The sequence below is a fragment of the Pseudomonas sp. NPDC090752 genome, from assembly GCF_055584805.1.
In genome coordinates this window covers 148239-161274 of sequence record NZ_JBVJLI010000007.1, presented here as the reverse complement: position 1 = coordinate 161274, position 13036 = coordinate 148239, and the positions used below count along the sequence as shown (strand labels likewise).

The following is a 13036-nucleotide window of genomic DNA, read 5'->3' as shown; positions in this document are numbered from 1 at the left end:
TTCGGGTGGCCTTTTTTATGGCTTGTGTTTGGCGTGACCTGCCAGGCGTTCCAGAGCGGCGCGTAGCTTGGGGTCGGTGATGCCCTCAGCGGTATCGCGCAGGTTCTCGGCAGCGCTGTTCGACAACTCGGCGGCATGCCCGCCACGCTTGGCCGGTACCAGTGGCGGCTGCACTTTGAACAGGATTCGCCGCAGGTTGCCGAATGCCTCCATGGCCTGCAAGGCGGCCAGCAAGCGCTTCTGCTGGTAGCGCAGACGCGTGGCCCAGTGCCCGTCGGTGACCACCAGCAGCAAGGTCCCATCGCGCCACGACGCCACATGGCAATGCTCGCGGGCAGCCGGTTGCAGCTGGCTTTCCAGTAGGCGTTGCAGGTGCTCCAGGCGCTCGGCCTGGTTGAGCAGCAGGCGCAGCGGGCGGACCTGGCGCAACAGCGCTGAAGGCGGCTGGGCGGGGGAGGGTTTGTAGGCCATGGGGTACGCAGGAAGTTACAAGATCGGCAGTCTAACATCTCTAGCGATCTTGCCGGCCCTTCGCGGGGCAAGCCCGCTCCCACAGTCTGGAGTTCGACGGAGATATTGTGGGAGCGGCGGTCCGGCGATCCGGCTTGCCCCGCGAAGAGGCCGGTACTGGCGAGACTCATTCTCGATACGTTTCATCATGCTCTGGGTTGAACTCGGGGAAAATGCCCCAATCATACAAACGCCCCCACCCAAGCGCTGTGCCAGCATCGTGGCAATCGACCACTTTCCTCACCATCGTTTCCGGGTAGAATGCTCGTTCGCATGCGGCCTCAGGGCTGCACGGGCGACTCATGGGGCCGCCCTCCATCCCTACGTGTGGAAGATCCTGCCGATATGTTTGCGCCTTTGTTAAAGAAACTTTTTGGAAGCAAGAACGAGCGTGAAGTCAAACGCATGCTCAAGACGGTGAATATCGTCAATGCCTTCGAAGAGAAAATGGTCGCCCTCTCCGATGAGCAACTGCGCGCCAAGACCGCAGAGTTCAAGGAGCGCCTGGCCAAAGGCGAGACACTGGACCAACTGCTGCCTGAAGCCTTCGCCGTGGCCCGTGAGGCCGGCAAGCGCGTAATGGGCATGCGCCACTTCGACGTGCAGCTGATCGGCGGCATGACCCTGCACGAGGGCATGATCGCAGAAATGCGCACCGGTGAAGGCAAGACCTTGGTCGGTACCCTGGCCGTCTACCTCAATGCCTTGTCCGGTAAAGGCGTGCACGTGGTCACCGTCAACGACTACCTGGCCCGCCGTGACGCCAACTGGATGCGCCCGCTGTACGAATTCCTCGGCCTGTCCGTAGGTATCGTCTCGGCGTTCCAGCCGCCGGAAGAAAAGCGCGCCGCGTATGCGTCCGACATCACCTACGGCACCAACAACGAATTCGGTTTCGATTACCTGCGCGACAACATGGCGTTCAGCCAGGAAGAGAAGTTCCAGCGTGAACTCAACTTCTCGGTCATCGACGAAGTCGACTCGATCCTTATCGACGAAGCGCGAACCCCGTTGATCATCTCCGGCCAGGCTGAAGACAGCTCCAAGCTGTACATCGAGATCAACCGCCTGATCCCGCGCCTGACCCAGCACATCGAAGAAGTCGAAGGCCAGGTCACCCAGGAAGGCCACTTCACCATCGACGAGAAGAGCCGTCAGGTCGAGCTCAACGAAGCCGGTCACCAGTTCATCGAAGAGATGCTCACCCAGGCTGGCTTGCTGGCCGAGGGCGAGAGCCTCTACTCGGCGCACAACCTGGGCCTGCTGACCCACGTTTACGCCGGCCTGCGCGCGCACAAACTGTTCCACCGCAACGTCGAGTACATCGTCCAGGAAGGCCAGGTCCTGCTGATCGACGAACACACTGGCCGTACCATGCCCGGCCGTCGCTTGTCCGAAGGCCTGCACCAGGCCATCGAAGCGAAAGAGAACCTGAACATCCAGGCCGAGAGCCAGACCCTGGCCTCGACCACTTTCCAGAACTACTTCCGCCTGTACACCAAGCTGTCCGGCATGACCGGTACCGCCGACACCGAAGCGTTCGAATTCCAGTCGATCTACGGCCTCAATGTGATGGTCATCCCGCCGAACAAGCCGCTGGCGCGTAAGGACTTCAACGACCTGGTGTACCTGACCGCTGACGAGAAATACGCCGCGATCATCGCCGACATCAAGGAAAGCATGACTCAAGGTCGTCCGATCCTGGTGGGTACGGCGACCATCGAAACCTCCGAGCACATGTCGAACCTGCTGCAGAAAGAAGGGATCGACCACAAGGTACTGAACGCCAAGTACCACGAGAAGGAAGCCGAGATCATCGCGCAAGCCGGTGCCCCAGGAGCGCTGACCATCGCCACCAACATGGCCGGCCGTGGTACCGACATTCTCCTGGGCGGTAACTGGGAAGCTGAAGTGGCTGCCTTGGAAAGCCCGAGCGCCGAGCAGATCGCCCAGATCAAAGCTGACTGGCAGAAGCGTCACCAACAGGTAATCGAGGCGGGTGGTCTGCACGTGATCGCCTCCGAGCGCCACGAATCGCGCCGTATCGACAACCAGCTGCGTGGCCGCTCCGGCCGTCAGGGTGACCCGGGTTCCAGCCGTTTCTACCTGTCCCTGGAAGACAGCCTGATGCGTATCTTCGCCTCCGACCGGGTGAAGAACTTCATGAAGGCGCTGGGCATGCAATCCGGCGAGGCCATCGAGCACCGCATGGTCACCAATGCCATCGAAAAGGCCCAGCGCAAAGTCGAAGGCCGCAACTTCGATATTCGTAAGCAGCTGCTCGAATACGATGACGTGGCCAACGAACAGCGCAAGGTGATCTACCACATGCGCAACAGCCTGCTGGCTGCAGAGAACATCGGTGACACCATCGAGGAGTTCCGCAAGGAAGTGCTCGATGCCACCATCAGCCAGCACATTCCGCCACAGTCGCTGCCCGAGCAGTGGGATGTGGCCGGCCTCGAAGCCGCGTTGTCCAGCGACTTCGCCATGAAACTGCCAATCCAGCAGTGGCTCGACGAGGACGATCACCTCTACGAGGAGACCCTGCGCGAGCGCCTGTTGAAGGAAATCACCGAGGCGTATACCGAGAAGGAAGACCAGGCCGGCATCGACGCTCTGCGTACCTTCGAGAAGCAGATCTTGCTGCGCGTGCTGGACGACCTGTGGAAAGACCACCTGTCGACCATGGACCACCTGCGTCACGGCATTCACCTGCGCGGTTATGCGCAGAAGAACCCGAAGCAGGAGTACAAGCGCGAATCCTTCAGCCTGTTCCAGGAGCTGCTCGAGTCGATCAAGCGCGACACTATCCGCGTGCTCTCGCACGTTCAGGTCCGCCGCGAGGACCCGATCGAAGAAGAAGCCCGCCTGCGCCGCGAAGCCGAAGAGCTGGCGAGCCGCATGCAGTTCCAGCATGCCCCGGCGCCGGGACTGGAGAGCGAGCAGTTGAGCGAGGAGGGCGCTGAAGTGGCGGTAGCCGCTGCCCCCGTGCGCAACGACCAGAAGCTCGGCCGCAACGAGCCGTGCTGGTGTGGTTCGGGCAAGAAATTCAAGCATTGCCATGGTCAGATTGAATGATCTGATCCACTCGCAGTAACGTGACAACACCGGGGGCCGCTGCGCGGCCCATTCGCGGCACAAGGCCGCTCCCACAGGGTCTGCGCGGTTGCCCTTGTGGGAGCGGCCTTGTGCCGCGAATGGGCCGCGAAGCGGCCCCGCTCTACCATCAATATTTCCCCGATTTTCTAGGAGCGCTCTAATGGCTGTTGGTCTTGGTCCTTTGCCCACCCTGCACCCGGTTCCGGGTTTTGAACTCGGCATCGCTTCTGCCGGCATCAAGCGCCCAGGGCGCAAGGATGTAGTGGTCATGCGCTGCGCCGAAGGTTCCAGCGTGGCTGGCGTGTTCACCCTCAATGCGTTCTGCGCCGCCCCGGTGATCCTGTCCAAGCAACGCGTTCAGGGCACCGTGCGCTACCTGCTGACCAACACCGGCAATGCCAATGCCGGCACCGGCGCCCCAGGCCTGGCCGCCGCCGAGCGTACCTGCGCCAAGCTGGCCGAGCTGACCGGCGTCCCTGCCGAAGCGGTGCTGCCGTTCTCCACCGGCGTGATCGGTGAGCCGCTGCCCGTCGAGAAGATCGAAGGTGCCCTGCAAGCCGCGCTGGACGACCTGTCGGAAAACAACTGGGCCGAAGCCGCCACCGGCATCATGACCACCGACACCCTGCCCAAAGGTGCCAGCCGCCAGTTCCAGCACGACGGCGTGACCGTCACCGTGACCGGTATCAGCAAAGGCGCCGGCATGATCCGCCCGAACATGGCCACCATGCTCGGCTACATCGCCACCGACGCCAAAGTCGCCCCCCAGGTGCTCAAGGACCTGATGCTCGACGGCGCGAACAAGTCGTTCAACCGCATCACCATCGATGGCGACACCTCGACCAACGACTGCTGCATGCTGATCGCCACCGGCAAGGCCAACCTGCCGGAGGTCACCGAAGCCAGCGGCGCACTATTCGAAGCGTTAAAGAAAGCCGTATTCGAAGTGTGCATGGAAGTGGCCCAGGCCATCGTCCGTGATGGCGAAGGCGCCACCAAGTTCGTCACCGTGCAGGTCAATGGCGGTGGCAATCATCAGGAGTGCCTGGACGTCGGATACGCTGTCGCCCACTCGCCGCTGATCAAGACCGCGCTGTTTGCCTCCGACCCGAACTGGGGCCGTATCCTGGCTGCAGTCGGTCGCGCGGGTGTGCCGGAGCTGGATGTCAGCCTGATCGACGTCTACCTCGACAGCGTCTGCATCGCCAGCCAAGGCGGCCGCAGCCCGAGCTATACCGAGGCGCAGGGTTCGGCGGTGATGGCCCAGGAAGAGATCACCATCCGTATCGACCTGGGTCGCGGCCAGTGCAGCGAAACCATCTGGACTACCGACCTGTCCCACGAGTACGTGAAGATCAACGCCGAATACCGTACCTGATTCGAGGGCCCTTTCGCGGGGCAAGCCCGCTCCCACAGGTACAACACTGCTCTGGAGAACAGTTGAGTACCTGTGGGAGCGGGCTTGCCCCGCGAAGGGCTGCAAAGCAGCCCCAAATTTCAGAAACATGGAGCCGACCCATGAGCTATCACCTGATCATCGGCGACAAGCTGTATTCTTCCTGGTCGCTACGCGGCGCCCTGGCCCTTGAACTGGCCGGCGTACCCTATGAAGAAACCCTGATCAAACTCCGCCAGCCCGACACCCGCCAACGCATCCTCGCATTCTCCTCCACCGGCAAGGTGCCGCTGCTCAAGACTGAGCACGGTGTGATCGCCGACTCCCTGGCCATCGCCGAATACCTCAATGAATGCCACCCCGAGGCCCAACTGTGGCCCGCTGATGTAGCCGCCCGCGCCCAGGCGCGTTCGGCGTGCGCGCAGATGCACAGTGGCTTCGCCGCCCTGCGCGGGGAGATGCCGTTCGACCTGTCGCGGGATGAAGCGTTGGAGACTATTGCCTTGGACGTGCAGATAGACATCGACCGCATCGTCGCGCTGTGGTCCGAATGCCGTCTGGTGGCCAAAGACAGCGGGCCGTTCCTGTTCGGCAAGCCGACCCTGGCCGATGCTTTCTTCGCGCCGGTGGCCGTGCGTCTGCGCAGTTACCGGGTGGAAGTGCCCGCGGAGGCGGCCACTTATATCGAGACCATTTACCAGTGGCCAGCCTTCCAGGCCTGGCAGCAAGCTGGCTTGGCGGAGCGTGAAGGGTGAAACGGATTCATGTAGCAGCAGCGGTCATTCGTGGTAACGATGGCCGCATCCTCATTGCCCGACGTGCTGACAGCCAGCACCAGGGCGGTTTGTGGGAGTTCCCTGGTGGCAAGGTGGAGGAGGGCGAAAGCGTCGAGGCGGCGCTGGCCCGAGAACTTCGCGAGGAGCTGGGTATCGAAGTGAGCCGTTCGCGGGCGCTGATCAAGGTCAGCCATGACTACCCGGACAAACAGGTGTTGCTGGATGTCCGCGAGGTCGAGGCGTTCACTGGCGAACCCCACGGCGCCGAAGGCCAGCCGCTGGCCTGGGTGTCGCCACGGGACTTGGCGCAATACGAATTCCCCGAGGCCAACCAGCCAATCGTGGCCGCAGCGCGCCTGCCGGATCAGTACCTGATTACCCCGGATGGCCTGGAAGTGCCCGAGATGCTCAAAGGCATTCAAAGGGCGGTGGCCAGTGGTATTCGCCTGATCCAGCTACGTGCCCCGGACATGTACGATCCCAAATACCGTGACGTCGCGGTGGATGCGGTAGGCCTGTGTGGCGGCAAGGCGCAGCTGATGCTCAAAGGGCCGCTGGAGTGGCTGGGTGATTTCCCGTCCGCCGGTTGGCACCTGACAGCAGCGCAATTGCGCAAATACGCGGCCAAGGGCCGGCCATTCCCGAAAGAGCGGTGGCTGGCGGCCTCCTGTCATAACGCAGAAGAGCTGGCGCTGGCCGAGCAGATGGGCGTGGATTTCGTCACCCTGTCGCCGGTGCAGGCTACCCAAACGCATCCCGAGGCCGTACCGCTGGGTTGGGATGAGGCGCAGCGGTTGATTGCAGGCTTCAGCCATCCGGTGTTCTTGCTGGGTGGGGTAGGGCCGGGTGAGCGTGAGCGCGCCTGGGAAGCTGGGGCGCAGGGCGTTGCCGGGATTCGGGCGTTCTGGCCTGAGGCCTGACTGACTCATTAGCCTGACAGCGGCGTTGGGCTGTCAGGCTTTTGTTGCAAGTGGTGGCTTTCAAACCGGTGGGGTTGGACTCTTGACCTTGAACATCCAGCAAGTCGCGCACCAGCACAGCGCTACAAACATGTTGTAAGGGAAGAGCACCAGCCAGAGCGGCAGCATCCAGTTTTTCTTGCCCTGCAATTCACCGCGCTCGCCGGTGCGCCAGGGGGCGTAATGGCGCCACGCCTGTTTCGGTGTCAGGCAAATCGTGTTCAGAGGGATGTACCACCAGTTCGGCTCTTTGGGTGGGGGCAGTTTGTCTGGGCCGTGGTCCATGAATTGACAGATGTATTCCCAGACTTCCTGTGCGTAGATGGGGTTGCACTCTGTGGGTTCGTTGGTAGGGAACCATATAGCATCTTTCTTTTTTATCTTGCCTTCGTCAGGGCGTTCAGCGATGGCTAACCCGTACTCAATGCTGACGGAGTTTCCGCCAAATTCAGTTTTCTGAAAAAAACCACCTACACATTTATTCCAGTCGAATGTCAGAATGTTTTTATTTCGCTTGTAAATAATGGTTTTGGAGTGGCGATCGAAGTATAGGTGTGAAAGTCTTTTGATTAGAAATATTCGATACCATAGGAAAGGTGCGGCGAAAAACGGTGCAATGATATTAATGATGGCAAGCTGGATGTCAATGATGTCATTGAAGTGCCATATGTCTGAGTCATGCCAGAGACAAATCTGCATAATGATCAGAGCAAAGGTTGATGATGCGTACATTTTCCCCATTAGTACTGAATCTGGAATCCAGGGGTTTCGCAAGCCCAAAAATTCATCATCTACTGTAACTAACTGATCGTTGATGGCAGGCGAAATCTTTGAATTGGGCTTGTTTGAAAATATCCAGTGAATGCTCATGCGTGCGCGCTCAGTTCCAGAGTTACCAATGATATATGTTGTTCGTCGATGCCCGTAATGAGACAAAGAGCTTAAAGTTGGAGTCGCGAAGAATCTCCCGTGAAATGCCTTAAAGGATCGTAGGAAAATTCGCTATTTGCTTTGGTCGTCAGGTTTCGCACGCGGCTGCCGCCATCGCTCGATGATGGCGTGATTATTAATCTGACAATTTTGCGCCGGGCTGTCCGACTTTTCATGCAAGGAGAAGCTCTCAAGCCGGTGGGGGTGGGCTCTTGACGTTGAACATCCAGCAAGTCGCGCACCAACACAGCGCTACAAACATGTTGTAAGGGGAAAGCACCAGCCAGAAGGGCAGCATCCAATTTTTCTTACCCTGCAATTCACCGGGCTCTCCGGTGCGCCAGGGGGCGTAATGACGCCATGCCTGTTTCGGGGTCAGGCAAATCGTGTTCAGAGGGATGTACCACCAGTTTGGCTCTCCGGGTGGGGGCAGTTTATCGGGGCCCTTGTTCATGAATTGGTAGATGTATTCCCACAATTCCTGTGCATAGACCGGGTCGCACTCAGTGGGCTCGTTGGTAGGGAACCAGATTGCGTCCGTTGGCTTGATTTTGCCATCTTCAGGGCGTTGGGCGATTGCCAGGGCATAGCTGATGCTGAAGGCACTGCCGCTGAACTCGGTTTTTTGAAGGAAGCCGCCTATGCATTTGTTCCAATTCCATGTTGTGGTTTTTTTGCTTCCCATGATTATTATGGTTTTTGTTGTGCGGTCAAAGTAGAAGTGGGTGAGCCTTTTGATAAGGAAAAGTCGATACCAAAGAAAAGGTGTTGCAAAAAATGGTGCAATAATCGTTGCTGCTGCGAGAGGGGCGTGGAAGGTTTCAGGCCGCCATATATGTGAGTCATGCCAGAGGTAGGTTTGTAAAATGATAAGGAAGAATGTTGATGCTGCGTACATTTTTCCCATCAACACAGAATCAGGAATCCAAGGATTGCGTAAGCAAAGGGATTTATCGGTTAATTTCACCAGTTGGTCGTTAATGGCAGGTGAGATCGATGGGTTCGGTTTGTTTGGGAATATCCAGTCAATGCTCATGAGTGGGCGCTCAGTGTTAGAGTTGCGGATGCGATGTTTTCTTCGATACCTTTTTTAGGTTGGTATTCGATTGTCCGGAACTTCAGGCAGGGCGAGAGACGGTACGGGTGTTGCTATTCGGCATGAGGGGCTCCTTGTCCTGTTACCACCTGGGTTAAGGGTGGTAACTCTGGTATGAGACAAAGAGCTTACTGTTGGTGTCGCGAAGAATCCCTCGCAAAACGCCTTAAAAAATCGTAGGAAAATTCGCTATTGGCTTGATCGTCAGGTCTTTCGCACGGCTGCCAAAGTAGTTCAGGCACAGCTTGCCGTCGCCCGGTGATGACGTGATCATTAATCTGACCATTTCGCCGGGCCGCCAGGTTTTCGATGCAAGCAGAAGCTCTTAAATCGGAGGGGGCGGGCTCTTGACGTTGAACATCCAGCAAGTCGCGCACCAGCACAGCGCTACAAACATGTTGTAAGGGAAGAGCACCAGCCAGAGCGGCAGCATCCAGTTTTTCTTGCCCTGCAATTCACCGCGCTCGCCGGTGCGCCAGGGGGCGTAATGACGCCACGCCTGTTTCGGTGTCAGGCAAATCGTGTTCAGAGGGATGAGCCACCAGTTTGGCTCACCGGGGGGTGGCAGTTTATCGGCGCCCTTGTTCATGAACTGGTTGATGTATTCCCACAGTTCTTGTGCATAGATCGGATCGCACTCAGTGGGCTGGTTGGTAGGGAACCAGATTGCGTCCGTTGGCTTGATCTTGCCATTTCCAGGGCGTTGGGCGATTGCCAGGGCATAGCTGATGCTGAAGGCACTGCCGCTGAACTCGGTTTTTTGAAGGAAGCCGCCTATACATTTGTTCCAATTCCAAGTTGTGGTTTTTTTGCTTCCCATGATTATTATGGTTTGTGTTGTACGGTCAAAGTAGAAGTGGGAGAGACTTTTGATAAGGAAAATTCTGTACCAAAGAAAAGGTGCTGCAACAAAAGGCAAAATAATTAATCCGATTGCAAGGCAGATCTCGATAGAGGTTTTGAGGTGCCATATGTCAGAGTCGTGCCAGAGATAGATTTGTAGGATTATGAGTGTGCAAGTTGATGATGCATAGATTTTGCCCATCAATATAGAGTCTGAAATCCAAGGGTTTCGTAGGCATAGTAAATTATTATTTACCGTTGCCAGTTGGTCCTTGATGGCAGGCGAAATCGATGGGTTGGATTTGTTGGGGAATATCCAGTCAATTCTCATGAGTGTGCACTCACTTTCAGTGTGGCAGATGATTTGTTTTCATCGTTAATGCCTGTGTTTGGATAGTATTCGATTGTAAGGCTCAGCGTGCTTCCTGGAGGAAGTTGTGTCCTGAAGTTGAGGAGCAACCCCCCTTGAGTAAAAATGCAGGTGGGTGATATTTTTAATGTTTCGGTTTTTTTTGTGAGTGATTTTATTTGGATTGTTGTCGGTGACCATGTGCTCTGGCCAAGTAGGAAGCCACGCAGGAAAACTGTTATTTCTCCACGATTCTGTGAGTGTTCGATGCCGGTTTGAACAATGGTTCCCCAATCGGGATGTGCCCAGCGTGTGGTGTTCTGAATTCCGCTAGTGAAATCTGCCAACCCTAGTTCTCTTGCCTGGTCGCCGGATATTTTCAAGGGCATGTAATAGACGGAGTACCAGTTCTTGATTTCATAAGCAAGACTTTCGAAGCCAGGAAGGTTACCAAACGAGTCGAGTGTTAGATCTTGACGTTCTTCACCATCGTTTCTACGAGTTCCGAACACACTCCTGGCGGTCCATAATTCCAATGGGCTATGGAGCCGCTCACTACCTTTGGCTTGCAAAGCCAGGCCTGCTACAAGAACGATCGCTCCCACTGCAGCAATTGCGATCGCACGCCATCCGGCAAACGGGATTACAATTGTGGCTCCGCGTATTGCTAGACTTCCTTCTAGCATTGCTCCGGAACCGATTGAAATCGCAAGGGCTGAAAGCAATGTATACCCTGCGGCAATAGCATCCCCATTTTCTAATTGCCTTTGAATTTTTAAAGCATCGGAGGCTAATCCTAAAAGGATGGCCGGGTAGCCCGTAATGCGCGCGAAAAGGTTACTGCTCGCGAACTTGACAAGCCCGTTGCCGAAGGCCATGCCCGGCGCTGAGCTAGTTAGTTTCACCACAATCGCCTTCTGCGCCGCGCGGGTAGTGACGAGGGTCGCACTTAGCGAGCCTATTACGCCGAAAATGGCTGAGGCGAAAGCTGTCGTATATTCCGGAGCCTGACTCTTCTGCACGTTCGCGTAAGCAACTTTCAAATTGACTATGTTCAGCCAGAGCATCCCAGCGTTCGCTCCAGCGCCTGCAACTGAACGCACTATCGACGCAATCTTGGGTTTCACCGTCTGTGTCGTGGTCATTTCCAGCGTCACCGTGCGGCTGCCACTAATTAGCAACTTCTTCGACTCTTCTATCTGCGCCATGCCTGAGTCGATAAATTCAGTCACTGTCTGGCTAAGTGCGCTTTCACGTATGGCTTGGCCGGTAATCTTGTAACGCGTACTCAACAGGCCTAGCGCCTTTTCGGCATTGGCCTCCTGCGCGGCGGCCAGTATCCGCTGCTGAAAAGAGTGGCTGGCATCCCAGCGGGCCTTGCCGTTCAAGCGTTTGAGCACCACCGTATGCACCGCCTGAGCCGTGAGGTCGGTTATGTCAGCGATTGCCGGGAAGCGTCCCTCCAGCACTTCGATGGTGCTGTCCGAAGCCCCGATCAGCGTACCGGCAGCATCGGCCCTGTCTTTGAACGGATTGAACGGAGCGAGCGCCAGGTACAAAGGGCTGTCATGCTGATCGAGCCATTTCTCCAGCCGCTCAAACCGCAGATCCTGGTCTTCGGCGCCGGGGACAGGTTGGCTCATGCTGCCGAGCATCAATGCCAGGCTCATCTCCAGCCCAAGGGCGCTGGAGTAGTTGTCGCGATCGTAACCGGCAATAACGGCTGCCAGTGATCGGGGGTCGTCGACATGCCGGCCTTCGGCGGACGCCAGCCAGGCGTCATGGTCCACGCTGGCCAGCAATGCCTGCATCTGCAAGTCGGCTAGCACTTGTTGCTGCGCTTCGCGCTCGGCGATGAAGGCGTGGAAAAGCGCGCTGTCGATGCGTTGCCCCAGCCGGGCACCTTGCGGTGAGTAGTGCTCGTCAGTCAGGGCTTCGTAGCGTGCCAAGCCTATCGATTGATCGCTATTTGCCGCGCGTACGCTTGCCTCGTACTCCACATCCGGCGCATTGGCTGGGTAGAGCGTATGCAGGGTTTTTTCCAGCAATGCGGCCACGATGCTCTTGTGGTGGTAGTCCTTGCTTTGCTTGCAGATGCGCTCCACATCGTATCGGTAACAAACGGGCACCTTCTCCTGGCTCTCTGGCGGGCCGCCGAACGCATGGCGGCTTGGGTCGGGTGCGGCGGGGTCGCGCATGGCGTGCTGATAGGCATTGGCCGACAGCCCCAGGTCCATCGAGATGCCTTCAGCGTCATACAGTGCGACAACCGCAGGGACACGCGGTTGTGTGGCGGGGTAATGACGCGCCATGCTGGCTAGAGTGCCGCAGGGCATTATTTCCGGGCATGGGTGGCTGCTCCAGTCCAGGCTCATGCGCAGCGCATCGGGCTTGAAGTCCTCGACCCAGGTGCGCAGGGCGCTGACAGGCAGCACATGGGCCTGGCCGGAGTTTGTTGGCTCGCCGGCAATTAGCTCAGGAATGTCCAACGCCTGCATATGGCGGCGGCGTACCGCCGCCGAAGCCATGATCCGTGCAGTCATCGCATTGCTCCACAAATGGGAGCTGTAGCCGATCCACACTTCACCGGCGGTGTCCTGATAGGTATCAGCCCAGACCCAACCTGAGGATGCGCCGCTGATGTACCTGTCCCGTCGGTGGTACTGCTCAAGGCCGTTGTAGCGCAGTTCTTTATAGCGCCCCGCGCCGTCATGTTCGTGGATGACCAGTTTCTCGCCGCAAGGCCCTGCCATGAAGACATAGACATACCCGGCGCGCAGGGCGCGGAGGGTGTAGGCGCTTTGATGCAGTGAGGGGAAGCCTTGCTCCAGGGCGAAGCCGGCGTCGGCATAGCGAAAGTAAGGCGCGTCGACTGCCTTGGGTACTACGGCGTAGCGAATCGGCAGAATGGGAATTCGAGCGCTGCAGGCAGGGCGAGAGACGGCACGGGAAACCATGTTGCTATTCGGCATGGGGGGCTCCTTGTCCCGTTACCACCTGGGTTAAGGGTGGTAACTCTGGTATGAGACAAAGAGCTTACTGATGGTGTTGCGAAGAATCTCCCGTGAAACGCCC

At 57.7% G+C, this 13036-nt stretch carries 9 protein-coding genes; 4 read left to right on the top strand and 5 right to left on the bottom strand.

What is annotated here, in order from left to right:
- Positions 1-15: 15 nt before the first annotated feature.
- On the bottom strand, positions 16-471 hold the full coding sequence (locus ACZ6YA_RS12075) for a DUF721 domain-containing protein (protein ID WP_403134841.1): 456 nt from the start codon (positions 469-471) through the stop codon (positions 16-18).
- Positions 472-855: 384 nt separating this feature from the next.
- On the opposite strand from ACZ6YA_RS12075, the gene secA reads away from it, so the two are divergent.
- From secA to ACZ6YA_RS12055, 4 genes are all read left to right on the top strand, one after another.
- On the top strand, positions 856-3591 hold the full coding sequence (secA, locus tag ACZ6YA_RS12070) for a preprotein translocase subunit SecA (protein WP_465897344.1): 2736 nt from the start codon (positions 856-858) through the stop codon (positions 3589-3591).
- Positions 3592-3772: 181 nt separating this feature from the next.
- Positions 3773-4990, top strand: a complete 1218-nt coding sequence (argJ, locus tag ACZ6YA_RS12065) for a bifunctional glutamate N-acetyltransferase/amino-acid acetyltransferase ArgJ (RefSeq protein ID WP_465897343.1) — start codon at positions 3773-3775, stop codon at positions 4988-4990.
- A 140-nt stretch (positions 4991-5130) separates the two neighbouring features.
- The gene (locus ACZ6YA_RS12060) at positions 5131-5763 is read left to right on the top strand and encodes a glutathione S-transferase family protein (RefSeq protein WP_465897342.1); all 633 of its coding nucleotides are present in this window, start codon (positions 5131-5133) and stop codon (positions 5761-5763) included.
- Positions 5760-6704 (top strand): Nudix family hydrolase, encoded by a 945-nt coding sequence (locus ACZ6YA_RS12055; RefSeq protein ID WP_465897341.1) that lies wholly within the window; start codon positions 5760-5762, stop codon positions 6702-6704. Before ACZ6YA_RS12060 ends, ACZ6YA_RS12055 begins: the two co-directional genes overlap by 4 nt.
- 60 nt (positions 6705-6764) lie before the next feature.
- On the opposite strand, the gene ACZ6YA_RS12050 is transcribed toward ACZ6YA_RS12055, so the two are convergent.
- The 4 genes from ACZ6YA_RS12050 to ACZ6YA_RS12035 all read right to left on the bottom strand — a co-directional run bounded on the left by ACZ6YA_RS12050 (position 6765) and on the right by ACZ6YA_RS12035 (position 12933).
- Positions 6765-7613: a DUF6708 domain-containing protein gene (locus ACZ6YA_RS12050; RefSeq protein ID WP_465897340.1), complete on the bottom strand. Its 849-nt coding sequence runs from the start codon at positions 7611-7613 to the stop codon at positions 6765-6767.
- 250 nt (positions 7614-7863) lie between these two features.
- Positions 7864-8709 carry a hypothetical protein gene (locus ACZ6YA_RS12045; RefSeq protein ID WP_465897339.1) on the bottom strand — a complete coding sequence of 282 codons (846 nt, stop codon included), beginning with the start codon at positions 8707-8709 and terminating at the stop codon, positions 7864-7866.
- 385 nt (positions 8710-9094) lie between these two features.
- Positions 9095-9943, bottom strand: a complete 849-nt coding sequence (locus ACZ6YA_RS12040) for a hypothetical protein (protein ID WP_465897337.1) — start codon at positions 9941-9943, stop codon at positions 9095-9097.
- Entirely contained in the window at positions 9940-12933 is a 2994-nt protein-coding gene (locus ACZ6YA_RS12035) for a T6SS effector BTH_I2691 family protein (RefSeq protein ID WP_465897336.1), read from the bottom strand. Before ACZ6YA_RS12035 ends, ACZ6YA_RS12040 begins: the two co-directional genes overlap by 4 nt.
- Positions 12934-13036 lie beyond the last annotated feature (103 nt).